This window comes from Cedecea sp. (assembly GCF_036500665.1).
GTDB lineage: Bacteria > Pseudomonadota > Gammaproteobacteria > Enterobacterales > Enterobacteriaceae > Cedecea.
Genome location: NZ_DASYBS010000081.1, coordinates 39,683 through 64,361, shown reverse-complemented (window position 1 = coordinate 64,361; position 24,679 = coordinate 39,683). Strand labels below are relative to the sequence as shown.

The 24,679-nt window shown below is 53.7% G+C and carries 27 protein-coding genes and 1 tRNA gene; 13 read left to right on the top strand and 15 right to left on the bottom strand.

Annotated features, from left to right (window positions below; all coding sequences use genetic code 11):
- Positions 1-400: 400 nt before the first annotated feature.
- Positions 401-1,174 carry an SDR family oxidoreductase gene (locus VGM55_RS12695; protein WP_331635650.1) on the bottom strand — a complete coding sequence of 258 codons (774 nt, stop codon included), beginning with the start codon at positions 1,172-1,174 and terminating at the stop codon, positions 401-403.
- A gap of 165 nt (positions 1,175-1,339) precedes the next feature.
- On the opposite strand from VGM55_RS12695, the gene VGM55_RS12690 reads away from it, so the two are divergent.
- Positions 1,340-2,248, top strand: coding sequence for a LysR substrate-binding domain-containing protein (locus VGM55_RS12690; protein ID WP_331635648.1), 909 nt, complete (start codon positions 1,340-1,342; stop codon positions 2,246-2,248).
- A complete protein-coding gene (locus VGM55_RS12685) occupies positions 2,248-3,534 on the top strand; it encodes a DUF445 domain-containing protein (RefSeq protein WP_331635647.1) in 1,287 nt (428 codons plus the stop codon). The genes VGM55_RS12690 and VGM55_RS12685 overlap by 1 nt, the downstream gene beginning before the upstream one ends.
- Before the next feature lie 30 nt (positions 3,535-3,564).
- Here the strand turns inward: VGM55_RS12685 and VGM55_RS12680 are convergent, their stop codons facing one another.
- A complete protein-coding gene (locus tag VGM55_RS12680; protein WP_331635646.1) occupies positions 3,565-3,849 on the bottom strand; it encodes a hypothetical protein in 285 nt (94 codons plus the stop codon).
- Positions 3,850-4,047: 198 nt separating this feature from the next.
- Positions 4,048-5,235, bottom strand: coding sequence for an MFS transporter (locus VGM55_RS12675; protein ID WP_154185302.1), 1,188 nt, complete (start codon positions 5,233-5,235; stop codon positions 4,048-4,050).
- Between the two features lie 103 nt (positions 5,236-5,338).
- Here VGM55_RS12675 and VGM55_RS12670 point away from each other — a divergent pair, with 103 nt between their 5' ends.
- From VGM55_RS12670 to pnuC, 4 genes are all read left to right on the top strand, one after another.
- On the top strand, positions 5,339-6,244 hold the full coding sequence (locus VGM55_RS12670) for a LysR family transcriptional regulator (protein WP_331635645.1): 906 nt from the start codon (positions 5,339-5,341) through the stop codon (positions 6,242-6,244).
- A 99-nt stretch (positions 6,245-6,343) separates the two neighbouring features.
- Positions 6,344-6,682 carry a hypothetical protein gene (locus tag VGM55_RS12665; RefSeq protein WP_154185300.1) on the top strand — a complete coding sequence of 113 codons (339 nt, stop codon included), beginning with the start codon at positions 6,344-6,346 and terminating at the stop codon, positions 6,680-6,682.
- Between the two features lie 344 nt (positions 6,683-7,026).
- Positions 7,027-7,680 (top strand): isochorismatase family cysteine hydrolase, encoded by a 654-nt coding sequence (locus VGM55_RS12660; protein WP_331635644.1) that lies wholly within the window; start codon positions 7,027-7,029, stop codon positions 7,678-7,680.
- A 9-nt stretch (positions 7,681-7,689) separates the two neighbouring features.
- A complete protein-coding gene (gene pnuC / locus VGM55_RS12655; protein ID WP_331635643.1) occupies positions 7,690-8,427 on the top strand; it encodes a nicotinamide riboside transporter PnuC in 738 nt (245 codons plus the stop codon).
- Positions 8,428-8,573: 146 nt separating this feature from the next.
- Here the strand turns inward: pnuC and VGM55_RS12650 are convergent, their stop codons facing one another.
- Complete coding sequence (locus tag VGM55_RS12650; protein WP_331635642.1) at positions 8,574-9,197, bottom strand: LysR substrate-binding domain-containing protein; 624 nt, start codon at positions 9,195-9,197, stop codon at positions 8,574-8,576.
- On the bottom strand, positions 9,181-9,510 hold the full coding sequence (locus VGM55_RS12645) for a LysR family transcriptional regulator (protein WP_331635641.1): 330 nt from the start codon (positions 9,508-9,510) through the stop codon (positions 9,181-9,183). The genes VGM55_RS12650 and VGM55_RS12645 overlap by 17 nt, the downstream gene beginning before the upstream one ends.
- 156 nt (positions 9,511-9,666) lie before the next feature.
- Here VGM55_RS12645 and VGM55_RS12640 point away from each other — a divergent pair, with 156 nt between their 5' ends.
- Positions 9,667-10,353 carry a glutathione S-transferase family protein gene (locus tag VGM55_RS12640; protein ID WP_331635640.1) on the top strand — a complete coding sequence of 229 codons (687 nt, stop codon included), beginning with the start codon at positions 9,667-9,669 and terminating at the stop codon, positions 10,351-10,353.
- Between the two features lie 41 nt (positions 10,354-10,394).
- Here the strand turns inward: VGM55_RS12640 and VGM55_RS12635 are convergent, their stop codons facing one another.
- A complete protein-coding gene (locus VGM55_RS12635; RefSeq protein WP_331635639.1) occupies positions 10,395-10,748 on the bottom strand; it encodes a hypothetical protein in 354 nt (117 codons plus the stop codon).
- 182 nt (positions 10,749-10,930) lie between these two features.
- Between VGM55_RS12635 and VGM55_RS12630 the strand changes: the two genes are divergently transcribed.
- A complete protein-coding gene (locus tag VGM55_RS12630) occupies positions 10,931-11,269 on the top strand; it encodes a DUF1294 domain-containing protein (protein ID WP_154185295.1) in 339 nt (112 codons plus the stop codon).
- 327 nt (positions 11,270-11,596) lie between these two features.
- Here VGM55_RS12630 and VGM55_RS12625 read toward each other — a convergent pair whose 3' ends face one another.
- Entirely contained in the window at positions 11,597-12,169 is a 573-nt protein-coding gene (locus VGM55_RS12625; RefSeq protein ID WP_331635638.1) for a hypothetical protein, read from the bottom strand.
- A 187-nt stretch (positions 12,170-12,356) separates the two neighbouring features.
- A tRNA-Arg gene (locus tag VGM55_RS12620) sits at positions 12,357-12,433 on the bottom strand.
- A gap of 196 nt (positions 12,434-12,629) precedes the next feature.
- On the opposite strand from VGM55_RS12620, the gene folD reads away from it, so the two are divergent.
- The 5 genes from folD to VGM55_RS12595 all read left to right on the top strand — a co-directional run bounded on the left by folD (position 12,630) and on the right by VGM55_RS12595 (position 17,764).
- Complete coding sequence (gene folD, locus VGM55_RS12615; RefSeq protein WP_154185293.1) at positions 12,630-13,496, top strand: bifunctional methylenetetrahydrofolate dehydrogenase/methenyltetrahydrofolate cyclohydrolase FolD; 867 nt, start codon at positions 12,630-12,632, stop codon at positions 13,494-13,496.
- 2 nt (positions 13,497-13,498) lie between these two features.
- Positions 13,499-13,711 carry a ribosome-associated protein YbcJ gene (gene ybcJ, locus VGM55_RS12610; RefSeq protein ID WP_038474910.1) on the top strand — a complete coding sequence of 71 codons (213 nt, stop codon included), beginning with the start codon at positions 13,499-13,501 and terminating at the stop codon, positions 13,709-13,711.
- Positions 13,712-14,006: 295 nt separating this feature from the next.
- Complete coding sequence (locus VGM55_RS12605; protein ID WP_154185291.1) at positions 14,007-15,506, top strand: PTS transporter subunit EIIC; 1,500 nt, start codon at positions 14,007-14,009, stop codon at positions 15,504-15,506.
- A gap of 70 nt (positions 15,507-15,576) precedes the next feature.
- On the top strand, positions 15,577-16,593 hold the full coding sequence (gene malI / locus VGM55_RS12600; protein WP_154185290.1) for a Mal regulon transcriptional regulator MalI: 1,017 nt from the start codon (positions 15,577-15,579) through the stop codon (positions 16,591-16,593).
- A gap of 178 nt (positions 16,594-16,771) precedes the next feature.
- Positions 16,772-17,764 (top strand): lysozyme inhibitor LprI family protein, encoded by a 993-nt coding sequence (locus tag VGM55_RS12595; protein WP_154185289.1) that lies wholly within the window; start codon positions 16,772-16,774, stop codon positions 17,762-17,764.
- Positions 17,765-18,215: 451 nt separating this feature from the next.
- Here VGM55_RS12595 and VGM55_RS12590 read toward each other — a convergent pair whose 3' ends face one another.
- From VGM55_RS12590 to VGM55_RS12560, 7 genes are read right to left on the bottom strand one after another with little or no spacing between them, the layout of a single operon-like run.
- Positions 18,216-20,315, bottom strand: a complete 2,100-nt coding sequence (locus VGM55_RS12590; protein WP_331635637.1) for a flagellar biosynthesis protein FlhA — start codon at positions 20,313-20,315, stop codon at positions 18,216-18,218.
- Entirely contained in the window at positions 20,302-21,441 is a 1,140-nt protein-coding gene (flhB, locus tag VGM55_RS12585; RefSeq protein ID WP_331635636.1) for a flagellar biosynthesis protein FlhB, read from the bottom strand. The genes VGM55_RS12590 and flhB overlap by 14 nt, the downstream gene beginning before the upstream one ends.
- Positions 21,441-22,214 (bottom strand): flagellar biosynthetic protein FliR, encoded by a 774-nt coding sequence (gene fliR, locus VGM55_RS12580; protein ID WP_154185286.1) that lies wholly within the window; start codon positions 22,212-22,214, stop codon positions 21,441-21,443. The genes flhB and fliR overlap by 1 nt, the downstream gene beginning before the upstream one ends.
- A 3-nt stretch (positions 22,215-22,217) precedes the next feature.
- Positions 22,218-22,490 (bottom strand): flagellar biosynthesis protein FliQ, encoded by a 273-nt coding sequence (fliQ, locus tag VGM55_RS12575; RefSeq protein WP_154185285.1) that lies wholly within the window; start codon positions 22,488-22,490, stop codon positions 22,218-22,220.
- Between the two features lie 2 nt (positions 22,491-22,492).
- Positions 22,493-23,263, bottom strand: coding sequence for a flagellar type III secretion system pore protein FliP (gene fliP / locus VGM55_RS12570; protein ID WP_154185284.1), 771 nt, complete (start codon positions 23,261-23,263; stop codon positions 22,493-22,495).
- The gene (fliN, locus tag VGM55_RS12565) at positions 23,260-23,661 is read right to left on the bottom strand and encodes a flagellar motor switch protein FliN (RefSeq protein ID WP_154185283.1); all 402 of its coding nucleotides are present in this window, start codon (positions 23,659-23,661) and stop codon (positions 23,260-23,262) included. The genes fliP and fliN overlap by 4 nt, the downstream gene beginning before the upstream one ends.
- Positions 23,648-24,337: a FliM/FliN family flagellar motor switch protein gene (locus VGM55_RS12560; protein ID WP_331635635.1), complete on the bottom strand. Its 690-nt coding sequence runs from the start codon at positions 24,335-24,337 to the stop codon at positions 23,648-23,650. Before VGM55_RS12560 ends, fliN begins: the two co-directional genes overlap by 14 nt.
- Positions 24,338-24,679: the final 342 nt, after the last annotated feature.

Below are 24,679 nucleotides of genomic sequence, written 5' to 3'. Positions count from 1 at the left end.
AGAGCCGGGAACAAGGGCGTGGCTGTGGAACCGGAAGCGACTGTGATGTTCCGTGTTGCTGGGGTTAAAAGCGAGGCACGGTTCCGGCTTAAATCGCCTCCGTTTTCTCTTCGACTGGCCAGGGTCCGGACGTCGGGAACGGCCGGACCCTGAGAGCGTCGGGAACGCATCTCAGCCGAGCCAGGACTGGGAGATAAAACGGAGGTCTGCCGCTTTAGCGGTCGATTTATTTGGCCGGGAGTCCGGGGTCTCGGGGAAGTGACGGTGACTTCCCCGAGTCGTTCACCGGTGCGGTGGCCACATATGAAGCTGGACTTAAGGTGAACGGAACTTTAGCCGCTCCTTCATAGAGCGTATTTGTTATCAGGAAGCAGCCCATTCTGGAGAAGGACAGTTGCGCCTAGTTACGACCCGCCATTACGCCACCGTCCACGTCCCACAGTGCGCCGGTGACCCAGGTGGTGCTGTCTGACAGCAGGAAACTCACCACTTCGGCAACGTCACGCGGGGTGCCGACGCGGCCAGTCGGGTGGAAGCTGTCGAAGCTGCCCATCACGCCCGCTACATCCTCTTTAGGAATAAAGCCTTCATAAATTGGCGTATGCACTACGGCCGGTGAAATTGCGTTCACGCGGATGCCGTGCGAGCCGAGCTCAATGGCGAGGTTCTTGGTCAGCGCGTGCAAACCGGCCTTCGCCATGGAGTAGGCGGAAGACGGCGTGGCGCCGATAGCCTGCTGTGCCCACATAGAACCGATGTTGACGATAGCGCCTTTAATCCCTGCGGCGACCATGTTTTTGACCACTTCGCGGGTGATAAAGAAGGTCGCGCGATTGATGTTCATGTACATGTCGTAATCCGCTTCTTCGTGCTCGGTAAAGGCTTTCGGGAAGAAGACGCCGGCGGCGTTTACTAACAGGCTGATGTCGCGGTGTTCGGCGTTAATCACCTCCATCACTTTGTGCATCCCATCGCGGCTCATCAGGTCTGCGACGATAACGGACACGTCACCCAGGGCAGAAAGCGCCTGGCGTGCCTGCTCGGCTTTCTCGGCGCGGTTGCCGACCAGCACAACTTTACCGCCGTTTTCCAGCACCTGGCGAGCGCTTTCCAGGCCCATACCGCTTGTACCGCCAACAACTAAAAGTTTCTTACCTGCGAATGATGTAGACATGGTGACCTCATTTCTTTTGGCTTAATAAGAGGAAGCTGCCTGCTGTGGCGCTTCGGAGTGACGACAGAATGCCAAACCCTTTTGTGCCTGACGAAGCATAAGAACTTGCATATCGAGAAAGAAAAACTATCTTGTCAGGGGAGTGTCATATGCCGAAGAGAAAACATGAGATCGCTACATCGCCTGAAATGGCTCCACGCCTTTGAAGCCACCGCGCGCCACGGCAGCTTTACCGGCGCGGCGCAAGAGCTGGGCGTCACGCCCGCCGCCGTGGGGCAGCTTGTTCGCTCGCTGGAGGCGTGGGTCGGCCATCCGCTGCTGCACCGCACGCGGAGCGGGAAAGAAAGACTCACTCTGGTGGAAGAGGCGAGGGACGCGCTTCAGGACATCACCGCCGGGCTGGACAGCCTCGAGCAAGGTCTGAATAAGCTGCGCGGCGCCAGGGCGAGGGCCGTGGTGGTGATTACGGCTTCGCAGGTGCTGATGATGAACTGGCTGATGGAGCGTCTTAATCGCTTTTCCGAGCAGCACGACAGCATCGACCTGCGCCTCAATGTCACCGAAAAGCTGACCGACGTGCTGCACGGTGAAGCCGATTTAGGGATCCGCTGCGGCCCCGGTAACTGGCCCGGCTTGCGGTCGACCTGGCTGATGGATGAAGAGGCGGTGATCGTCTGTAGCCCGCAGCTGCTCAACGGCGTGACCGAAGTCGACTGGCTGTCAAAGCAGAAGCTTATCTACGATGACACGCCGCATCCCGGCGCGAACTTCCCGGACTGGGAAACGCTTTCCCAGAGCATCGGCGTAGAATTATGCGAGCAAAACGGGCTGCATATTAACTCCACGTCGGCGGTGATCCTCGCGGCGTTAAGCGGCCGTGGTGTGGCGATTGTTCGCAGGGCGCTGGTGCAGCAGCTGATCGATCTTGGCCAGCTGCGCCAGCTTTTCCCGCAGCACAAATGGCCGCTGACCTGGTCCTATTTTATCGTTCGCTCAGAGCGCTCCAGCCGCCGCCCGGAGGTCACGGTGTTCCATGACTGGCTGGTGGCCGAGACGGGCGCTACGCTTAAGTGATGGAAAAACTCACTGAATTAAAGCGTGCAAAACGGTTGGCGCTCTCGCTCTTGCTGATTGCCGCGGCGACGTTTGTCGCCACCTTATTCCTGCCGCCCGGCTTCTGGGTTAGCGGCCTGAAGGCTATTTCCGAAGCGGCGATGGTCGGCGCACTGGCGGACTGGTTTGCGGTGGTGGCGCTGTTTCGCCGTGTACCGATCCCGTTTATCGCCCGGCATACGGCCATTATTCCGCGTAATAAAGAGCGGATCGGCGAGAACCTTGGTAAATTTGTGCAGGAGAAGTTTCTCGACACACAGTCGTTGATTGACCTTATCCGCCGCCATGAGCCGGCGCAGATGATGGGCAACTGGTTTCGCCAGCCGGATAATGCGCAGCGGGTAGGGCAGCATCTGCTCAAGATCATGGAGGCGTTTTTATCGCTGACGGACGACGCGCGTATTCAGGGGCTGATTCGTCGCGCGGTGCATAAGGCGATTGATAAAGTCGACCTTAGCTACTCCAGCGCGCTATTGCTGGAAAGCCTGACCAAAAACAACCGCCATCAGGCGCTGCTCGACTCGGTGATCGCTCAACTGCTGGCGCTGCTGGAGAAACCGGCCAGCCGCGAGTTTATTGCCCGCCAAATCGTCCACTGGCTGGAAACCGAGCACCCGGTCAAGGCGAAGGTATTGCCCACCGAATGGCTGGGGGAACAAAGCGCGGAGCTGGTCTCCGATGCCGTTAACTCTCTGCTGGATGATGTCAGCCAGGATAAAACGCACCAGCTTCGCTGTGCCTTTGATAAAGCCGTTCAGCGACTTATTGACAGCCTGAAAACCGACCCGGAAATGGCCGCCAAAGCGGAAACGATCAAAAGCTACCTGAAAGAGGATGAGAAGTTTAACCTCTACCTCGGTGAACTTTGGAACGACCTGCGCGGCTGGCTAAAAACCGACATTGCGAGCGCAGATTCCCGGCTGCAAAAGCGCATTGCTGAAGCCGGGCAGTGGCTGGGGGAAACGCTGATGGCCGATGTTTCGCTCCGGGCTTCGCTCAACGAGCATCTTGAGCAGGCGGCACGGCACGTAGCGCCGGACTTCTCTGCGTTTCTTACTCGCCACATCAGCGACACGGTAAAAAGCTGGGACGCAAAAGACATGTCGCGCCAGATCGAGCTGAACATCGGTAAAGACCTGCAGTTTATCCGCATTAACGGCACGCTGGTGGGCGGCTCGGTCGGGCTTGTGCTGTATCTGCTTTCGCAGCTGCCTGGCGTAGTTGAAGGATGGGGATTGCGGTTTTAGTGCACGAGGCGCAAGGCCCCGTGCCGTTAGTTAGCCCTGATGCGGCATAAGTTTTGGGTTACCTGCGAAAGCCGGTTTACTGCTGCTTAATGCCTGTTCATCTGAGCTGATTGAACCGCTGTTATCTGCCCAAACGCCTTCCTGCGTTTTGCTGATGGCCTGATGCTGGCCGTTAAGGTTTTGCCCCATCGCGGCAATGTGCTGGCCTTCGGTACCACCGCTGTTGTCGGCCCAGGGAATCACAGGGTCGGCCGCTGCGGCAAATAAAGGCAAGTAAACCGCGCTGGCAAGCAGCACGCTGATTACTCTTTTCATTTTATCTACCTGCTGACATAAGCGTTGTGAGAGCCAGAACCCTCGGGCCTGGCGGTACGGTTAAGTTTATTACGCTGCGATGAAGCGGTGGGCGAGAAAAGGTAAAAGATGATTTCATTTGCCACAATTCACCCGCTTATTTTCAGCCCTGTCAGGTAATTAACTTTTGGACATGTTTCTTGTGAAATAATTTTCCTGCTAGCGATGTCGGCGGCTGGATTCTGTTTTCTTCAACCTTTTCTCCAGCAGCCAAATAAACGGCGGCAGCGGGGTGGAGCTGGCTGCGGCCAGGAGCAGCAACAGGTTAAGCGAGCGCGTTGTCATCTCCGTGTCCGGGAAGATGATTGCCGGGATGAAAAATGCCAGAGCAGTCAGCAAATGCATAATCGCGGTTTGCAGCGAGTTGAAACCGGCTCGCCACGCATCTTTGGGATAACGGACGGAGACAACCGAACTTGCCACCAGTCGGCAATAAGAGGTGCTGATAAAGACAACCATAAACAGCCAGCCCGCCGCCGAGCCAGACAGCGGCAGAGCAAAGGCGGAGAGGTAAAATGCGCCTGAAAGCAGCGTGATGCAAAAAGCGGAATACTTATTAGCAAGCTTGCCGGTGAGTTTTGTTGCCAGAAGCCCGGCAAGACCGCCCAGCAAAAACAGCCATGCTAAATCTCCCGTGGCGGCCTGCATCCGGTGGATTAATAGCGGCACCAGCACCGGAATAATCAGCATCGGGCTGAACTGGGCCAGCCCGGTGGCGGACGCAAAAAGCAGCAGCTCCGGCGTCACTTTCAGGCGCAGGTTGGCTTCTTCCCGACGCGGCTCCTGAGGCACAAAAGCCATCACCAACGCCGATGAAATAAGGCAGAGCAGGCCAATAAGGCCCAGCGCCGCATGCCAGTGAAAATGGCTACAAATGAACAGCACCGCGGGTATGCCAACAATACTCACCGCTGAAAAAGACGCGAGAACCGTCGCCAGTATCTTCGCGCGTTGCGCAGGTGGCGTGAGGTTAATCAGCAGCCCAATGCCAACGCCCATCGTGGTGCCGCCGATAAGCCCGGCCAGCAGGCGGAGCATCAGAAGCATGCCAAAGCTGGAAGTCGCGGTGATAGCCAGCGTCAGCAGGCCGAGGAGCGCCATACTGCTCACCAGCAGGCGTTTTTTATTGAGCTTATCGACCCATAAAAAAGCGCCAATCCCTGAAATGACCGCCGCCAAGGTGTAGATACCCGTAACATAGCCGGACCAGGTGACGGGCACGGAAAAGTCCGGTGCCATAAAGGCAAATACGGGATTGAAAACCATATATTCCAGAGCGTTAGTAAATTGCAGAAAAGCGATTATCAGGGCGATAACCGGGAGTTTTTTATTATCCGTACGGAGCATATAAAGCGCCTGTGAGAATGAGAGGAGCACAGTCTGTCATATGGAGAAAAGGGTGATTAGCCGTTAATATCAGCAATCATTTTTATCAATAATGGGATAATCAATGCGCCCGAAAATGGATCTGAATGCCCTGCGTGTTTTTGTTGCGGTGGCTAAGCACGGCAGCTTTTCCAGTGCCGCAAAAGCGCAGGGGATGCCGACGTCGAACGTCAGTCGCCAGGTCCAGCAACTGGAGGAGCGGCTGAACCTCCGATTAATCGAGCGCACCACCCGGCATCTGAAGCTGACGGAGGCCGGGCAGCTGCTTTATACCCGCATGGGCTCCATGCTGGATGCCCTGATGGATGCCGAAGTGGCGCTCTCGCTTCAGCAAAATCAGCTCACCGGGCAGCTTCGGCTGTGCGTGCCCAGTGAGATTGGCCCAGCGCTGTTTGCCAAAACGCTGGCCGAATTTGCCGTCCTGCATCCGCAGCTGGAGATTTCCTGTACCACCAATCTCGGCGGTGAGGAAGTGCTGAAACAGGATATTGATCTCGCAGTGATTATTTCGCGCGGCAAGATGGCGGACAGCAGCATCATTTCCCTCCCTTTACTTACGTTTCCCTGCTGCGTGGTAGCCGCCCCGCAGTTGTTGCAGAAAGTTGGCCATCCCACCCGAATTGCGCAGCTAAAGCAGTTGCCCTGCATTACTACCGTTAGCGCCCTAAACGGCGAAGCGTGGCAGTTTCAGCTGAACGAAGGGCAATTCAAAAAGATAGCCGTTAAGGCGCACTATCGGGTGAACAGCGGCGAAATGGCCTTTCAGGCAGCGGTCGCTGGCCTGGGTTTTGCCATCCTCGCGAAGCAGGCCTGCGGCAGTTATTTGCAGGAGGGAAAACTGGTCGAAATAGCGCTTGAACATCAGGCCGCGCCGCTGGCGCTCTCAATGGTATATAGCGGGAAGAATTACCTCCCGGCGCGGGTGAAAGCGCTGATTGAATTTATGCGGCAGTCTGTGCGTGAGCCATAAAAGTTACTTTTTTATTATCTATTGCTGCGTTAATTTATATACAATGTTTTCAGTTGGTAAAAAAATATTACTTTGTCGTGAATTTACTCTGGAGAATAAATGAACAAAGGATCCTCTGTTTTCTCAGGTGCCTTTATCGCCGTACTGAGTGCATTTTCATTTCAGGTCGCGGCGGAAGATTTTAGCCGCGTGGATTGCAATCAGGTGGAAGTCAGAAAGGCGCTGATCGAAGCCTATAACGACGTGCTGGACTCCAATAATGCCGGCGTAAAAGTGGTTGATGCTTACGATCAGGTGACGGTCAAAGGTGGGAAGGATACGCTCGAGTGCACCGGAACCTACGATTTCTCGGACGGCGACTCTGCCAAAGTAAAATACAGAACTTACCTTAACAGTATGGGCGAGCCGATTGACGAGTTTGTGCCTGTAGAAGAGTAATAATGAAAGCGCCGCCCGGCGCTTTCAGACTGCCGACAAAGCTCACGACCTTCAAAGGTTCTGAGCTTTGCTCTCATTTTGCACCGCTATGGTGCTGCCTTGCGCGGTTGCCGTGCCCTCTGGTGCAATACCGCCGTTAATTCGGCGTTTTCTCCCCGGCAGCAAACGCCGAATCTGGCCGCCAACGGCAATGTCTGAGTGGGATATGTTCGTTTTACTGGTTGAATATATCGTCTGACCAATTTAGCCAGGTAAAAAAATCACCTTTCCCGGATATGCCCAAACCATCGAAATAAGCTGGCATAAACCTTGCTCAACTCCTGTTAAAGCAACAGGAGAAGAACATGAGTACAGATAATTTCCCCGCGATTAAAAAAACTGCATTAATTATCGTCGATATGCAGAACGACTTTATTCGGGACGGCGCACCGCTGGAGGTGCCGGGCGGCAGGGATATTATTGGCCGTAACTTAGCGCTATTGCAGTATTTCCGCGAAACGGGGCTGCCGGTGGTTTTTTTAAGATGGTTGGCAACGGAGAACGATCCTAAAAGACGCCTCGAGGGCAAGTTCTCGTGGATGAGTCTGCTTGATGAAACCACACAATCCTGCCGTCTGGGCTTTAAGCGTCGCTACCGCGATGTGGAAGGCGAACGGGACGGTTCGGCGGTTATTGATGAGCTAACCCCTCAAAATAATGAATTTACCGTCTTTAAATACGGCTACGGCGGTTTTTATGGCACCGCCCTTGGCGAGCATTTAGTCCAGCTTGGCGTTGACACGCTGGTGGTGACCGGCGTGGTTGCCGAATGCTGTGTTGAAGATACGGTTCGCCAGGCCTGGAACCACGCCTACGCCACGCTCGCGGTGAGCGATGCCATTGCGGCGATGAGCGAGAAACGCATGGCGGAGTCCATGAGCGTTATCGAAGAGAACTATGGCTGGGTGGCCACCACCGGCGAAGTTATTTCCTTACTAAATCAAAATAACAATAAATAAGAGGCCGCTATGCTCGAACTGTTTAGTATTCACAACATCATGGTGCATATTCCGCTGGGCACCGGCGGCTACGATCTTTCGTGGATTGAAGCGATCGGCACCGTGCTGGGGCTGATTAATATCTGGCTGGCCAGCCGTGAAGTCACCATCAACTATCTCTTCGGGATTTTAAACGTCCTGTTGTTCACGCTGGTGTTCTATCAGATCCAGCTTTATGCCAGCATGCTACTGCAGGTGTTCTTCCTGGTGGCAAATATTGTCGGTTGGTATATGTGGTACCAGAGCGATAACGCCGAAAGCCCTGGCATGGTCGTGCGTTGGATGCCGGTAAAACAGGCCGTTGGCGTGTCGGTGATTAGCGTGCTGTGTATTGCCCTGGTCGCCGCCAACATTGATGCCGTCTTTGTCTGGTTAAGTAATGTTGCGGTTAGCGTGATGCAGCTTTTTGGCGTGACGCTGCAGCGCCCGGAGGCCATTCCTGATCCTTACCCTATCGCGGATTCCACCATTATGATCCTGTCGATTGTGGCGACGGTATTGATGATCAAAAAGTACGTAGAAAACTGGATAATCTGGTGCGGGCTGGATGTGCTGTCGGTCTGGCTGTACGCGAAGCAGGGCGTCTATTTTATGTCGCTGGAATATACCTTGCTGATTTTCATCGCAGCCTTTGGTACCTGGAACTGGATCAAGCTGGCGCGCGAAAACAAAGGCTACGCCAGCGGGCAGCAGGGCGCAGTGCTTTAAATTTCTCCCGGTGAGCATCGCAATAAAGTACTCGAGCCGACATTACGGGTTGAGTACTTTATTTGCTTCGGCCGCTTCCGGGCGGTTTTAATGCACGAGGCGCAAGGCTTCGTGCATGAGTCACTGGCTTAGGGGAGTCACTTTTGTTAACGGGGCTGTTCCGCCAGAAAATCATCGGCACTAATACCGTTTCGCAGGTGCGCGGTGGCATAGTTAACAAAGGCTTTTAGCTTAGGCAGAGACTGGTGGCGGCTGGGGTAATAAATACTGAGTCCCGGCACGCTACGGGCGTTGCTTTCCAGTACGGTTTCCAGCTGCCCTTGCGCCAGGTAGTGGGCAACCAGCGAACGCACCGTGTAGATCATCCCGACCCCGCGCAGGCCCGCCTGAATCAGACTTAGCGGATCGTTAATGATAAGCGGGCCATCCACTTTCACCTTAATTGGCTGACCATTTTGGGTCAGTGTCCAGCTGTGTACGGTCTGATTATGACGACTGATCAAGACGGCCGGCAGCTTCTGAAGATCTTCTATTTTCTGCGGTTTGCCGTAACGCGCAAGCAGGGAAGGGGCACAGACCACGAGGTATTCGTCCGGCGGTGTCAGCCAGACAGAAACCATATCCATTTCCACCACGTGACCGAGCCGGATCCCGGCATCAAAGCCGCCCTCGACGATATCAATAAACTCATCCTCGGCCCGAATTTCCAGCCGGATGTTCGGGTACTGCTCGTGAAATCCGGGCAGCAGGCGGTTAATCAGCAGCGGCATGCTGGGACGGGTCGTGTTTATGCGTAGGTTGCCGCCCGGCTTGTTCGCTCAGCTCCCTTGCAGACTCCAGCCCGGCCAGAAACATATCTGCCGCCGGTTTCGCATGCTGAAGCAGGCGCTGACCGGCCTCGGTTAAGCCAACGCTGCGCGTGGTGCGAGAGAACAGCGGGGCGCCAATACGCTTTTCCAGGCTGCTTATCTGCTGGCTGACCGCCGAGGCAGTCAGCCCAAGGCTACGGGCCGCGGAGCGAAATCCCTGGTGTTCCGCAACCGCAAGAAAAATGGCGATACCGTCCAGCTCTGTTCTCTTCATTGTTAATCCTTGCTGCACAAGCCGATCACATTGTGGAATATTATCAAACAGTCTGATGGGTGTAATACTCCTCTGCACCTACAAAAGGAATACCCCCTTACGCGATTCCTTATCGGGCTTACGGTTTGCCGTTAAGCATAAACAGAAGAGTCAATCATGAAACTATACGATCGCCCTGGTTTTCCAAATCCTGCACGAATCCGCGTTGTCATCGCTGCAAAACGGCTTGAGTCTGCCATTGAATTTATTTCGGTGGATTTAATTGGCGCTGAACATAAACAGGCTGAATTTCTTAAAAAGAACCCTCTCGGCGTATTACCGGTACTGGAACTGGATGATGGCACGTTAATTAGTGAGTGTACGGCTATCACCGAATACCTCGATAATATTGACCAGCGGCCTTTATTAACCGGAAAGACGGCCAAAGAAAAAGCCGTTATTCATATGATGCAAAAACGGGCTGAAGCAGGGGTGATGGATCCGATTGGCCTGTTCTTCCACTATGCGACGTCCGGACTGGGTGAGGCATTACAGGTTTTTAAAGAGCCGGACTGGGAAGCTCGTAAAGCGCTGGGATTACGGGCCGGAGAGCAGATAAAAGCGGGGCTGAAATATTTTGACCAGCTATTAAGCAACCAGCCCTTCCTTGCCAGTAACGCATTTTCAATGGCCGACATTACGCTTTATTGTGGCCTGACGTTTGCCGATGTGCTTGGTTTTGTCAGCGAGGAATTTAGCACATTAAAAACATGGATGAACAACATCGCAGAAATACCCTGCGTGCGGCAACGCAGCGGCCAGCAGTTTGTTTATGACGATCTCATACGCATGGGGTTGGTCTGAATCCATGAGCGTGCAGCAAAGGCAATTGCACATGTATTGATTTACGCCAGTATGGTTTGCACCCAGTCTTCCCAGCAGGTGCAGTTCAGTGCCGATTCCAGTGTACCCGGGCGGGATGCAATCGACCCTGCTTTGACCTCGGCATATTCTGTTTCGTTAAGAGAAAAAGGGCGCCACTGATCCATTCTTCCGTCCTGGTCGCACGGATCGGAACCCGCCATTAAAAACGTGTTCAGAAAGACTAATGGCGGGAAGTAGCCCGAGGCATCAATCATGCCAAAAAGGCCATAAAGCACGTTTGTGTTCTCTCCCGGTATCTGCTGCGCTTTGGTTGCATTATTCAGCGCCAGCCTTTCTTCACGCTGGCGCTTTAGTATTTTGTAGAATTCAATCATTGTGTTTATTTCGCCGCCGTGGCTGTTGGACGCGATTGCTGACTCAGCGGGTTGCAGCGGTTAAAAAACGGTGCAACCTTTGTTGCTTTCGCAGGATTATTACATAAAACACCGAGCTATCCGGGGGCCGTATTAGGTATAATTCCGCACCTTCTCTGACGGTATGTCCTGCGGCTAATCTGATGAATCTTAATCGTTTTTGTTATTTACTTCTGATACTGGCTGCTTCAGGTAGCGCGTTTATGCCAAACCCTTTCGTTATGTGGTTTCTGCTGGTGAATGTGCTCACCATGGCCGTTTACGGTGGGGATAAGCTGGCAGCGGTTAAATCCTGGCGGCGCGTGCCGGAAGCAACCTTGCTGACGTTTGGCATCGTGGGGGGCTGGCCGGGGGCAATTATCGGACAGCGACTCTTTCGCCATAAAACTCATAAGCAACCGTTCAGAACAGGGTTTGCGGTTAGCGTGATAGTGAATTTGGTCGCCGTTTCAGCGGCGGTATACTGGATTTGTTTTCGTTGAGTGGTCAAATAATATTCGACTTTCTGGTCATTAATTTTGAATTTGTATTCTTTGGGAAATAGCCATCGGGATCGTTAGGGCTAGCGAAATACGTGGTAATAACGCCATGGTCACATTGCTGCTCTCAATTTCTGATCCGCAATACTATCAGCCACTGAAAATAACCGTTACGAAGGCGCTAACGCCATGAGGTTTGAGGAATATTAGCGATGGCCGGTGTCGGCCCGTTATTGACTCTGTTTTCAGGGGGAGCGGTGAGGGTTCCTGCGCCGGCTATGAGAGGCGGAATGGAACTTAACTTTTTTGCTATTTCAAAATGTTGAGTGCTTAAATCGAAGTGTTATGCGTTCTATTCCCTGCGCTTCGACGGATGGCGCTTAGCATTCGTAATCTGATCAGCCCGCTTACCGGCCGGATTAGATACCAATATGGCGCAAGCTTTCTTCGTGCTTCTTTATCCAGGCAGAGCACGCGCGTTTCTGTCGTTAATTGGGTATGGGTTTCATCCAGCTTCTCTGCCGTGAAGCTAAGCACTAACTTTGCAGCTGATGGCGCGGAAAAGGCCAGGAATGCCTCGGCGTCTATTACTTTCTCTTGCCCGTAGTCAGACTTCCAGAATCTCCCGGCTAAGCCGAATGCCAGTTCCTGATTATCTCTTTGCTCAAGTAATGTGAAGTTATCCATGCCGAACGGCTGTCGGGGCATACCCGTTCGACGCTGCATCCGGTCTAATATTCGTATGGGTAACTCGCGGAGGATGATTGCACATCGGAAGAACGGGTCTTCCCCCGGTTGATAATCCCGTACTGCAGCCATGACGTCCGCTTGTGTCGCGGAAATGTTGAGCGCATGCTTTTCGCTGAAATGATAGATGGGCAGATATTTTTCGTTAAGATGCAAAAAAATACACTCCAGAGTCACCGGCTCATACTGTTTTATAGCAAAGAACTTACAGCGAAGACAGAAACAACAGCATTGTGGCTTTAAGCTGGTCGAATAACGGATGTTATGATTGAGCAGGTAGCGAAAACATCAACGCGTTTCAGGGAATATAAAGTAGGTAACGTGGGGGAGGTTGACATCGAAATGGTACGCCCTACAGGGTTCGAACCTGTGACCTACGGCTTAGAAGGCCGTTGCTCTATCCAGCTGAGCTAAGGGCGCACTGAGTAATGTCGATGTACATTACGGCTTGATGCGGGTTGGATTATACGGTCAGCACCTTTCGAGTCAATGGCTTTTCAACCACCTGCGCGACAATTGAGCATAAACCCACATCAGAGCCTGACAGCGGGGCGCGCATCTGACAAAATAGAAGCAACCCCCTTCCTTTAAGTTTACAGATGGAATTCTCTCTCTGATGGCAGCAAAGATTATTGACGGTAAAACGATTGCGCAGCAGGTACGGCTTGAAGTTGCTGAAAAAGTAAGAGCCCGAATTGCCGCAGGAAAACGTGCCCCTGGTCTGGCCGTTGTATTGGTGGGAGCGAACCCTGCATCCCAGATTTATGTCGCGAATAAACGCAAAGCCTGCGAAGAGGTGGGGTTCGTTTCCCGCTCTTACGATTTGCCGGAAACCACCAGCGAAGCGGAGCTGTTAGGGCTGATTGATGACCTGAACGCCGACGCTGAAATTGACGGTATTCTGGTGCAGCTGCCTCTGCCTGCCGGCATTGATAACGTCAAAGTCCTTGAGCGTATCGATCCGGATAAAGACGTTGATGGTTTCCATCCGTATAACATTGGTCGTCTGTGCCAGCGTGCGCCGCGCCTGCGTCCGTGCACGCCGCGCGGCATCGTTACGCTGCTTGAGCGTTACAACATTGATACCTACGGCCTGAACGCGGTGATCATTGGCGCGTCCAACATCGTGGGCCGCCCAATGAGCATGGAGCTGCTGCTGGCCGGCTGCACGACCACCGTGACGCACCGCTTTACTAAAAACCTGCGTCAGCACGTTGAGAACGCTGACCTGGTGATTGTGGCGGTGGGCAAACCGGGCTTTATTCCGGGCGAGTGGATTAAAGAAGGCGCTATCGTGGTGGACGTCGGCATTAACCGTCTGGAAAGCGGGAAAGTGGTTGGCGACGTGATTTATGATGAAGCGGCCGCCAAAGCCTCGTATATTACGCCGGTTCCGGGTGGCGTTGGCCCAATGACGGTTGCCACCCTAATCCAGAATACCTTGCAGGCCTGCGAGGAATATCATGATGTCGATGGAGAGTAATAATGGCGACCTTCTCATTAGGTAAACACCCCCACGTTGAACTGTGCGACCTGCTCAAGCTGGAAGGCTGGTGCGAAAGCGGCGCACAGGCAAAAGCGGTGATTGCCGAAGGCCTCGTGAAGGTGGACGGCGAAGTCGAAACCCGCAAGCGCTGCAAAATTGTTGCGGGTCAGACCGTAACGTTTGAGAGCCTGAGCATTACCGTTCAGCCTTAAGCCCGTCCGGCCCTGCCCTGAGCGGAAAGGGCTGGAATCGACTCTCCTTGCCGCGTCAGGGAGGAGAGTTGAACGAGCCTTCGTTCTTCAGCAAAAATCCCTGTCAATACCAGGCTTAAAAACCTGCGTCACTTCAAATATTCGATAACAATATGGCAACAGCGCAGATTTCAGTTGCGGGGCAAAAACCGTTTCGGCACTCTAGGTAGAACGTTCTAGTAGAACGTTCTACCTACCATAAAAACGCGTAAATAGACAAAGCGCGGTTACTGCGTCTGCACCGGGGGAAACGTCCATGAGTCTGTTGTCCAGTGTTGTAAAATCGTTATCAAAGCTTTCCATGATTGGCCGCGCGTTGATGCTGCCTATCTCTCTGCTGCCCGCCGCAGGCTTACTATTGGCATTCGGTGATAAGTTTCACTTACCGCTGATGATGAACGCGGGTGGGGTCATCTTTGATAACCTGCCAATGCTGTTTGCCATCGGTTCGGCCGTTGGCCTGGCCTCGGAGTCCGGAATTGCCGCGCTATCCGCGGCGGTTTCGGTGTTTATCATTAACATCACCATCGGCACCGTAATGCACATTACGCCGGAAATGGCCTCTGCGGGCGGTAAATACGCCATGGTGGTCGGGATCCCGACGCTGCAGATGGGCGTGTTCGGCGGGCTTATCTCCGGTATCCTGGCGGCGTGGTGCTACAACAAGTTCCACACCATGCAGCTGCCGGAGTTTCTGGGCTTCTTCTCCGGTAAACGGTTTGTCGCCATTGCAACGGCGTTTCTCTCGTTCCTGCTGGGGATGCTGCTGCCGTGGGTCTGGTCATACATTCAGTCCGGCATTGATGCGCTGTCGGTGGTGGTGAACGGCGATAACCAGGCCGCATCGACCTTTATCTTTGGCCTGGTCGAACGTGCGCTTATCCCGCTCGGCCTGCACCATATCTGGTATCCATCCTTCTGGTACTCCTTCGGGGAATACACCACCCACACCGGGCAGGTTATTCACGGTGACCAGACTATCTGGTTCAAAATGCTGGAAGAGGGCGTGAAGTCCTTCAGCAGCGACAGCTACCACAATGCCGGTAAGTTCATGCAGGGCGAGTTCCCGCTGATGCTGTTCGCGCTGCCAGCGGCCTGTCTGGCGATGTATCACGAAGCCAACACCAGGAATAAGAAAATTGCCTCCGGTATTCTGTTCTCCGCGGCGCTGACCTGCTTCCTCACCGGGATAACGGAGCCGGTAGAGTTCACCTTTATCTTCGTCGCCCCGATCCTGTACGTGTTCAACGCGGTGATGGCCGGCTTGTCCTATATGTGTATGTACCTGCTGCATGCCCATATTGCCAAGTCGTTCTCCGCCGGGATGATCGACTACATCTCCTTCGGTATCTTGCCGTCCTTCAACGGCTACCAGACTAACTTCCTGATGGCGGTCGTGGTCGGCGTGCCGATGGCGCTGATTTACTACTTCACCTTCCGCTTCGTGATTCGCCGTTTTGACGTGAAAACGCCGGGCCGTACCGAAGTGACCGCTAACGCCGGGGATAAAACCGATACCGAACTGGCCGGCGATATCATCGGCCTGCTGGGCGGAGCGCCAAACATCAACTCCGTAGGTTCCTGCATCACCCGCCTGCGTCTGGAAGTGGACGACAGCTCGATGGTCGACAAAGATGGGCTGAACAGCCTGGGCGCACGCGGCGTAGTGTTTGTCGGCGATTCGGGTATCCAGGTGATATTTGGTGCCAGAGCGCAATTTATTGCGCAGACAATGTCGACGATGATCGGTAAATAATGTAATACCTTTCAGCCTCCTGTATGTTTCAGGAGGCTGAAATTTATGGATGTGCGGTTGCAGGGGTGGAATGAAAAAGGTCAACATCATTGATGTCGCGGAGCTGGCGGGCGTATCGGTCTCGACGGTTTCGCTGGTGCTGCGCCAGAAAGGCAAGATCTCTGAGGCAACCATCGAGAAGGTCAACGCCGCCATCAAAACGTTGGGCTACGTGCATAACGTTGCCGCGGCTAACCTGCGTTCCAGCACGTCTAACCTGATTGGCCTGATCATCCGCGACTTCAACGACTCCTTCTCGGTCAACGTCACCGCAAGCGTCGTTCAGCAGCTTGAGAAACAAGGTTATATGGTGTTTCTCGGCCAGCCACGTGACGACGAGCAGCAGTTGTGTAACTGTCTGACGTCGTTTAGCCAGCAGGGCGTCGCCGGGGTGATTTATCTGGCTGCCGATTGCCATTCGGCTGAGGTGCCACAGGCGATTACTGAATGCCCGTTGCCCACGGTGGTTATCTCTGAATCAACCATCACCAGCACCCGCGATGTTATTGGTCGCGATAATCGCCAGGCCGGTAACCAGGCCACGCGCTTTCTTATTGAGCGCGGGCACCGCAATATTGCCTGGCTTGGCGGCACAAAAAACTGCCTGATCCGCGGTGAAAGGCTGTCAGGCTATCGCAGCGCATTACAGCAATATGGCCTGCCGTTCAGAGCTGAGTGGGCGCCGGAATGTGCGGACGATACCTCGGCGTCGGCGTTTGCCACGCGACTGATGCTGGAAAAGAGCAACCAGATTACCGCGATGCTGTGCCATTCTCCGGCGGCCATTATTGGGGCGATTACCGGTATTCAGCAGGTCGGCCGCACGGTTGGGAAGGATGTCTTCTTAACCCAGCAGGTCTCGCTGATTGGCTTCGAAGATATGATGTACATTAATCTCACTTCGCCGAGTTTTACCTATGTTTCTGCATCAAGTGAAGAGACCGGGCGGCAGGCTGCCTCATTGATTGTCAGCAAAATCAAACAGCCGGATTTACCCGCGCAGCGAATTATTATTTCCGGCGAACTGGTCCCGCGTGAATCCGCGTAGTGGGAATATTAATCATTTCTTAGTCATTATTCTGTTATTAATCTTTTCATAGTTAATGGATTTTATTAACGCATTATTTTCATTTTAATTTCAATTAATGATGAAATCAGCTTGAGATTGCAAAATAAATATATTCTGGTCAAAATAGCATCCCCTGATCCGGAATTTTTTATTAAATATGCTAAAGCGCATTCTTTTCACCTTATTGTTTCTACTGGGTTTTCATACCGGTAGCGCCGTGGCGGTCAATTGCCAGCGTGCTGCTACGCCGCTGGAAAATACTATCTGCAATAATGACAACCTGCACTGGCTGGACAGTACAATGAGCGTGATTTATCGCGCAATGCTGGTGAAATACGACGCGCCATCGGTGCATAAAGAGTATCAGGAATGGGAAAAATCGCTTGAAAGCTGCACGTCGGACAGCTGTATTGAACGTGCTTATTATGAAGGCATCAGCCGAATTTCCGGTGTGAATGAGGACTTTGACTGGCAGGGGAAATGGTGGAATACGGTGGCGGCAAACCGTAGCGGCGGCACATTAACCTTTAGCCGTAATGCCGAATGGTCATTAACCGTTGACATCCGCGCCTGGGCGGGGGCGAATCATGATGATTTCACCGCAGAAGCCAGGAAAATCTATGGTATGGCGGTTGTGGAAAAAGTTCAGGACACCAGTAACTGCAAGCTGCTGTTCATTCCGCGTCAGGATGGCTCCATTCAGGTACACAGCAACGCAGACTGGGGCTGTAGCCTGTCGATGCCTACCGGTGTCTTTGTTGATGGCCGCTATGTCAAAAGCCCAACGGACCCGCGGCCTAAGGCCACGCTGCTGTCAATCGGCGTATTCCCTGATGCTGCGACCGATGCACGTTTCAGAGAGATGGTGGGGAACGACTATCAAAACTTTGTGGATGCAGCGAATGTGTATATCTATCAGGATGATATTGACAATATTGGCGCGAAGGTCATTGCCATGTGGGTGCGTGGAGAAGCTAACCGCCATACGGCTATTGTGATGTATACGCCGGAAGGGAAAATGTGGGCGGCGCGGACTTCTCCGGGCAAGAACGGTATTCAGGAAGCGAAGTTTTACCGCTCGAAGGGGAATGAGAATGGTCCACTTCCGCGTACGCTTCAGAGCTGGAAGCTACGGTTTTTAGATAAGTAGTTTTGCTCGCGCTAGTTCTTTCCGAGGGGAAGTGTCCCTGATGCATAAACACTGACGACTATATACAGTCAGAGATGATTCCGTTCACTTCCAGTCCTGCTTCACATGCCACCACAGAACTTGTGAACGACTCGGGGAAGTCACCGTCACTTCCCCGAGACCCCGGACTCCCGGCGAAATAAATCGACCGCTGAAGCGGCAGACCTCCGTTTTATCTCCCAGTCCTGGGTCGGCTGAGATGCGTTCCCGACGCTCTCAGCCTCCGGCCAGTCGGAGAGAAAACGGAGGCGATTTAAGCCGGAACCGTGCCACGCTTTTCACCCGCAGCCACACATAACGTCACAGTCGCTTCAAATCTCACAGCCACGTTCACCGTGCTCTGGTCGTAAAGGGAGAGCCAATTTACAGGTGAACGGAAAACGGCAGGCTAATAAATTCACTTTTACCTCTGTCACGCTAATGTCCCGACAATCTTCAAATCGCTGTCGTCCGGCACCTCATTATACGAAAGCACATGTAGCCCGGCGCTGAACAGGCGGCCATAGCGTGCCAGAATCGGGCGCAGCTGGGGCGCGACCAGCAGCAGCGGCGGCAGGCTTTTCGCCTTCATCTGCTCGTAAATCATCGGCATCGTATTTTGCAGCTGAGTCAGGATATTCGGGTCGACCGGGAAGCTGTCCAGCGCCACTTTTCCCGCCTGCTGAGCCTGGTTCAGGGCGTTTAGCAGCAGGTTCTCCAGCGCGTTATCAATGGTGTAGGCGGCAAGCTGCCTGCGGTCGCCGTTGATGTTATGCAAAATGGCGCGGCGCAGCGCGTAACGCACATCGGCACAGAGCAACTGGGGGTCTTTGGTCACCGCAGAGCTTTCCAGCAGCGTGGCGGCAATCGTGACAATATCTTTCAGCGACACCTGCTCCAGCAAAAGCTGGCGGTACACTTTCAGCAGTTGGCTGAAATTCAGCGCATTGTTTAAATCTTCCGCAAGCTTAGGCGCCTGCAGCGCAAGACGTGCATGCAGATGCGTAATATCGTCATAGTTGAACAGGTCCGGCAGATGTTGACGCGCCACCTTGTTCACGTGGGTTGCCACCACGCTGGCACAGTCCACCACCTGATAGCCGAGATTTAACGCACGCGCCTTTTGGTCAGGATCAATCCAGACGATGGCCATGCCGTAGGCCGGGTCGGTGTCCAGTACGCCGTCTATCTCGCCGTACAGTTCGGTGCCGGGGATCGCCATCAATTTTTCCGCGTTCACCTCGCCCAGTGCCACGCGAATGCCGTTGATGTGGATCGCGTACTGGGCGGGCTTGAGGCGGAAGTTTTCGCGAATGCGGATCTCCGGCAGCAGCACGCCGCAGGTTTCCGAGATAACCTGCCTTGCACCGCGAATGCGCTGCGAAAGCGGGCTACCTTTGGCGGCGTCGACCAGTGAAACCAGCTTGTAGCCAAGGTTCAGGCCAATCGGCTCGACCAGAGGAATGCTCTCCCAGCTGACGCTCGGCTCCGTGTCCGGGGCGAGTGCTTCCTGAATGGCCTCCATGTCGTCATCCTGCTGCGTTGCAGGCTGTACCACTTTGCTTTGCCGCCAGGCTGCAAACAGTAACAGCGCGGTGAAGCTCAGGAAGGCAACGTGCGGCATCCCTGGCACAATGGCCAGGATGAACATTACAAACGCGGCGGTATACAGCACGTTCGGGCGAGCGAGCAGCTGAGTCTTAATTTCATCGCTGACGTCACCGCCGTCGCTAACGCGGGTCACGATAATGGCCGCGGCGGTCGCCAGCAGCAGGGATGGGATCTGTGCGACCAGGCCGTCACCGATGGTCAGCAGCACGTATTGCTGGAAGGCGTGGCTGGCATCGAGATCGTATTTGAAAATACCAATACAGATCCCGCCGATCACGTTGATGATAAGCACCATGATCCCGGCGATAGCATCGCCGCGCACAAACTTTGAGGCCCCGTCCATCGCGCCGTAGAAGTCGGCTTCGTTCGCCACGTCCTTACGCCGCGTTTTAGCCTGCTGCTGATTGATTAAGCCGGCGTTCAGGTCAGCATCAATCGCCATCTGTTTACCGGGCAGGGCGTCGAGGGTAAAACGTGCGGAGACTTCGGAGATACGCTCGGCACCTTTGGTGACGACCACGAAGTTGATGATCATCAGAATCACGAACACCACGAAGCCGACCACAAAGTTCCCGCCGATAACCACCTGGCCGAAGGCCTCAATCACCTTACCGGCTGCGCCTTCACCTTCATGGCCGTGCAGCAGCACCACGCGCGTGGAGGCCACGTTGAGCGTCAGACGCATCAGCGTGGTGATAAGCAGCAGCGTAGGGAAGACCGCAAAATCCAGCGGACGCTTACTGTTTACCGCCACCAGCAGCACGATGACCGCCAGCACGATGTTAAAGGTAAACAGGATATCCAGCACCAGCGGTGACAGTGGCAAAATAATCATTGCCAGCACGCTGAGCAGCAGAACAGGCACGCCAACGTGCGTTTGCCTTAGCAGGGTAACGGCCTGGGTTAACTTACTGTTCGCCATTGGTTTTTAATACCTCTTTTGGAATATCGATCTGCCTGTTAAGGCGGGGTTTTTGCTCAACGTTGCCCGCACGCCAGGCTTTCACCTGCATCACGTAAGTCAGGACATGAGCAATGGCGCGAAACAGCTGCGCCGGAATTTGTTGGTTAACGCGGGTGGTGTAGTAGACCGCACGGGCGAGCGGCGGGAACTCGACGATCTCCACGCCGTGGTTCTGCGCGACTTCACGGATAAACATCGCCACGTCGTCAACGCCTTTCGCCACGATGTAGGGCGCTTCGGCTTTGTTCGGGTCGTACTTCAGGGCGACAGCATAGTGGGTCGGGTTGGTGACGATAACGTCTGCCGAAGGCACCGTTTTGTTGATTTGCCCCATCGCCATCTGGCGCTGGAGCTGGCGAATACGCCCTTTAATTTGTGGGTTGCCGTCATTGTTCTTATGTTCTTCCTTCACTTCCTGCTTGGTCATGCGCATTTTTTTGGTGAACATAAATTTGCTGAGCGGCACGTCCAGCAGGGCGAAGATAACGATGACCGCGACAAAGTAGCTGATGACATGGTGAAAAATATCAAAGCCGTTGCTGATGGCCTGGCGCAGGTAGAGCTGCTGCAGGTAAAGCAGCCCGTCCAGCGAGTCGTTCACCATGGTGTAAAGCACGGCAAGGATCACGCCGCACTTCAGCAGCATCTTGCCGACCTCGACATAGTGGCTGCCGGACACCATGCGTTTAAATCCACCGATCGGGCTGATTTTTTTAAAATCCGGCAGCAGCTTGTTGGGGGTAAAGATCCAGCCGCCTGGGATCAGGCTCGAGAGGACGCAGGCTACCGGAATGGGCACCAACGTTGCGATAAATTTCAGAATAACCAGCACGTTAAGCATCATGAACTGGCTCAGCGCGCCGCTGTCATCCAGCCATCCGGCCATGCGGCCCACGGATAAAAACGACTCGCTTATCAGCGACTTGTAATAGGGGAAGAAGCTGCTGATGGTCACGAAAGAGGCCACCAGCCCCACGGCCATCGTCAGGTCTTTTGAGCGTGGAATATCCCCTTTCTGGCGGGCTTTACGCAGCTTGCCTGCCGTGGGTTTTTCACTCTTATCTCCGCTTGAGGATGAGGACATCACTGTACCCTTATTGCGTCAAGCCGGGCGAGGATCTCATTGGTCAAATTGAGGTAATGCTCCGGAATATGAGAAACGATCATCGTGATGCACAGCAGGCCGAACAGCATGCTGATTGGAAAACCGAGCGAAAACAGGTTCAGGGTCGGCGAGACCCGGTTCAGCAGACCAAAGCCGCCCTGGACAATCAGCATCACAAAGGTGGTTGGCAGCGCAATTAGCGTGGCGGACGCCATGATCCAGCCCAGACTCTGTGCCAGTTGTTTAAGCGTGGGTTCGTTAATGGCCTGGCCGATGGGCCAGTAGCTAAAGCTCTTAAACAGAATGGTCACCACCAGCAGGTGGCCGTCCATAATGAAGAACAGCAGGGCGCAGAAAATAAAGATGATCTGCGAGATAACCGTGGTGGAGCTGCCGTTGACCGGGTCGTTCATCATCGCCATCCCCAGGCCCATATTCATTGACAGAATATGGCCGGCGGTTTGCAGCGCGACAAACACCAGCTGCAGCGTCATGCCGAACAGTAATCCCCAAAGCAGCTGCTCACCGATGAGTAAAATGGCGCGCATAGACACCAGTTCGTTGAGGACAACGGTGTGCGGCAGCATCGGAGTAATCAATGCCGTCAGCGTCAGCGCGGTAGCGATTTTAATGCGCCGGGAGAAGGCTTTGTTGTCCAGCACCGGACAGAAATGCACGAATGCCAGAATGCGCACAAACGGCAGGATCATCGCCATCAGCGGATTAAGCAGATCGTGAATGTTAATTCCCATGCGTCAGCCAACCAGCGAAGAGGCCTGATGGAAGATTTCCGTGGTGAAGTCCACCAGTCGGGTCAGCATCCATTTACCGCCAAAAATCAGCACCAGCAGCGTGACGACAAGACGCGGCAGGAAGCTCAGGGTCTGTTCATTAATCTGGGTGGTTGCCTGGAAAATACTGACGCACAGGCCAACCAGCAGGCTCGGCACGATGGCCACGGCGGAGATCAGCAGTACCAGCTGAATGCCGGAGGCCATGATGTCACCGGCGGTATCCATGTTGATCATCGCTAAAGCCCCTGGACGCTTGAGGTCAGGGTGCCAACAATCAGCGTCCAGCCGTCGCACAACACGAACAGCATCAGCTTAAACGGCAGCGAGACAATCAGCGGCGACAGCATCATCATCCCCATGGCCATCAAAATACTGGCAACAATAAGGTCAATGACCAGAAAGGGGATGTAAATCATAAAGCCAATCTGGAAGGCCGTTTTCAGCTCGCTGAGCAAGTAGGCAGGCGTGACGACCGTTAAGTCCTGCTCACGCGCGTCGCCGGAAACCCCGGCAATGCTCATCATCTGCGACATTGCCTTGTTGTTGGTCTGCGCCAGCATAAACGTCTTTAGTGGCACTTCGGCGGTGGCCAGCGCCTGGTTCAGGGTGATTTTGTCGTTCTGAAACGGTACCACGGCGTCGTTATACACCGTGGTCCACACCGGACGCATTACCAGTAGCGTCAGGGCAAGGGCGATGCCGGTAAGGATTTTGTTTGGCGGACTCTGCTGCAAACCCAGCGCCTGGCGCAGAATAGCCAGCACGATGATAAAGCGGGTAAAACAGGTCATCATCAGTACCATGATCGGCAGCAGGCCGAGCAGGGTCATCAGGATCAGGATTTCAATTTTAACGTTATAGTCCTGGCCCGCGTCGGTGTTATTCGCGCTGAATAAGGTCACCTCGCCGTTGGCGGCGAACAGCAGCGGTGAGAAGCACAGGCCGAGCGCCAGCAGCGCCGCCAGGCCGCTTTTTCTGCTCGTCAGGCTGCGTAGCAGGCGCTTCATCCTGCCAGCTCACCCAGGTTTTTGTTGTTGAACTCGATGATGCGCAGCCCATATTTGTCGTTCAGCACCACGACCTCACCTTTGCCAAACAGAATGCCGTTGACCTTAATATCCAGCGGTTCACCGGCGAGTTTGTCCAGCTCAACGACCGAATCATTGGTCACCGACATTAAATCTGCCAGAGAGATTTCCACCGACGCCACTTCCAGGGTAAGCGTGACGGGAATGCGGCTAAACAGCGACATTTTGCGGATCTGGTCCATGGGATTCGCGCGCGGCGTATTGTCCTGCAGATCCATGCGGATGTTGCCTTCCACCGTCTCTTCCTGCGGGGCTTCACCGAAGTTCAGGTCGTCCAGATCCAGCGTCTGGCTCAGGTCTTGATCAATTTGACTCATAATGCTTCTCGACAGTCTTATCGTTAAATTCACTCAGCAGCAGCTTGCCGCGATCTTCCGCAATTTCTGCGGTAAAAATCTGTTCTTTGCCAATAAATACCGGCATAGGTTGGTTCAGTGAGATCGGAATGATGTCCCCTGGTTCAATATCGGCAATTTGCGCGACGGTGAGGTTCAGCGAGGCCAGGCGGCCATTCAGCTTCAGCGGCAAATCGTAGAACAGCCGTTCGATTTGCCCGGCGCTCAGCACGGGCTCTTTCTCGCCTTCTCCACCATCCGGTGCTCTCAGCTTCGCCAGCATACGATCGACATGCAGGTGGTCGAGCAGGATAGTGAACCCACCTTGCTCGTAACCTTCCAGGCTGAACGTAATGCACCAGGACCACTGGCTAATGACCGTGGAATAGTCATTCTTTATATCCAGGTCCTCACCGAAGGTTTCTTTATTGACGATCAGCGCAGTCAGTTCCTGGCCTAATTTATTTTTTAGCCGTTCTTCCGTTTTTGAAATCGGCTGAGATAAATCCGGTACGACATGGGCGCTGTCTTTACTCAGGCCATAGTAATCATGAAGAATATTCAGCAACAAAACACGATCAATATCAAAAGCGAGATTGCCGTAGGCGGTAGAGAATATTTGTGTGTTTTTATAATTTTTATCGATAGCAAATGTCATATTCTTTAACATGACATTAACTCTAAATTTTTTGAGGAAATAAATGCTCAGCCTTGCATCGAGTATATCGAAGCAATCATTCATTATTTTTGGCAGCTTATGCCATGGACGGCCAAGTTTATTTACTTCCAGCTTCACCAGGTCGGGAAGCCGATCGCGGTGATGGATTCTGAGTCGTTGTATTACAGGCTGCATAATTCTTCCGCATAACCATGAAATCTGGCGATGTTAGCGATGAGCTTCACTATTGATTCATCGCTCGCCAAAGAAAAATTTTACCTGGACATTTAAGTTACGAGAATGAGGTGGCGCTCTTTGTTAGCAGCGGGTCAATAATTTGAA

Excerpts from the sequence above, each read along its gene's own strand:
- VGM55_RS12695 (WP_331635650.1), bottom strand. The coding sequence starts at position 1,174 with ATGTCTACATCATTCGCAGGTAAGAAACTTTTAGTTGTTGGCGGTACA.
- VGM55_RS12690 (WP_331635648.1), top strand. The coding sequence starts at position 1,340 with ATGAGATCGCTACATCGCCTGAAATGGCTCCACGCCTTTGAAGCCACC.
- VGM55_RS12685 (WP_331635647.1), top strand. The coding sequence starts at position 2,248 with ATGGAAAAACTCACTGAATTAAAGCGTGCAAAACGGTTGGCGCTCTCG.
- VGM55_RS12680 (WP_331635646.1), bottom strand. The coding sequence starts at position 3,849 with ATGAAAAGAGTAATCAGCGTGCTGCTTGCCAGCGCGGTTTACTTGCCT.
- VGM55_RS12675 (WP_154185302.1), bottom strand. The coding sequence starts at position 5,235 with ATGCTCCGTACGGATAATAAAAAACTCCCGGTTATCGCCCTGATAATC.
- VGM55_RS12670 (WP_331635645.1), top strand. The coding sequence starts at position 5,339 with ATGCGCCCGAAAATGGATCTGAATGCCCTGCGTGTTTTTGTTGCGGTG.
- VGM55_RS12665 (WP_154185300.1), top strand. The coding sequence starts at position 6,344 with ATGAACAAAGGATCCTCTGTTTTCTCAGGTGCCTTTATCGCCGTACTG.
- VGM55_RS12660 (WP_331635644.1), top strand. The coding sequence starts at position 7,027 with ATGAGTACAGATAATTTCCCCGCGATTAAAAAAACTGCATTAATTATC.
- pnuC (WP_331635643.1), top strand. The coding sequence starts at position 7,690 with ATGCTCGAACTGTTTAGTATTCACAACATCATGGTGCATATTCCGCTG.
- VGM55_RS12650 (WP_331635642.1), bottom strand. The coding sequence starts at position 9,197 with ATGCCGCTGCTGATTAACCGCCTGCTGCCCGGATTTCACGAGCAGTAC.
- VGM55_RS12645 (WP_331635641.1), bottom strand. The coding sequence starts at position 9,510 with ATGAAGAGAACAGAGCTGGACGGTATCGCCATTTTTCTTGCGGTTGCG.
- VGM55_RS12640 (WP_331635640.1), top strand. The coding sequence starts at position 9,667 with ATGAAACTATACGATCGCCCTGGTTTTCCAAATCCTGCACGAATCCGC.
- VGM55_RS12635 (WP_331635639.1), bottom strand. The coding sequence starts at position 10,748 with ATGATTGAATTCTACAAAATACTAAAGCGCCAGCGTGAAGAAAGGCTG.
- VGM55_RS12630 (WP_154185295.1), top strand. The coding sequence starts at position 10,931 with ATGAATCTTAATCGTTTTTGTTATTTACTTCTGATACTGGCTGCTTCA.
- folD (WP_154185293.1), top strand. The coding sequence starts at position 12,630 with ATGGCAGCAAAGATTATTGACGGTAAAACGATTGCGCAGCAGGTACGG.
- ybcJ (WP_038474910.1), top strand. The coding sequence starts at position 13,499 with ATGGCGACCTTCTCATTAGGTAAACACCCCCACGTTGAACTGTGCGAC.
- VGM55_RS12605 (WP_154185291.1), top strand. The coding sequence starts at position 14,007 with ATGAGTCTGTTGTCCAGTGTTGTAAAATCGTTATCAAAGCTTTCCATG.
- malI (WP_154185290.1), top strand. The coding sequence starts at position 15,577 with ATGAAAAAGGTCAACATCATTGATGTCGCGGAGCTGGCGGGCGTATCG.
- VGM55_RS12595 (WP_154185289.1), top strand. The coding sequence starts at position 16,772 with ATGCTAAAGCGCATTCTTTTCACCTTATTGTTTCTACTGGGTTTTCAT.
- VGM55_RS12590 (WP_331635637.1), bottom strand. The coding sequence starts at position 20,315 with ATGGCGAACAGTAAGTTAACCCAGGCCGTTACCCTGCTAAGGCAAACG.
- flhB (WP_331635636.1), bottom strand. The coding sequence starts at position 21,441 with ATGTCCTCATCCTCAAGCGGAGATAAGAGTGAAAAACCCACGGCAGGC.
- fliR (WP_154185286.1), bottom strand. The coding sequence starts at position 22,214 with ATGGGAATTAACATTCACGATCTGCTTAATCCGCTGATGGCGATGATC.
- fliQ (WP_154185285.1), bottom strand. The coding sequence starts at position 22,490 with ATGATCAACATGGATACCGCCGGTGACATCATGGCCTCCGGCATTCAG.
- fliP (WP_154185284.1), bottom strand. The coding sequence starts at position 23,263 with ATGAAGCGCCTGCTACGCAGCCTGACGAGCAGAAAAAGCGGCCTGGCG.
- fliN (WP_154185283.1), bottom strand. The coding sequence starts at position 23,661 with ATGAGTCAAATTGATCAAGACCTGAGCCAGACGCTGGATCTGGACGAC.
- VGM55_RS12560 (WP_331635635.1), bottom strand. The coding sequence starts at position 24,337 with ATGACATTTGCTATCGATAAAAATTATAAAAACACACAAATATTCTCT.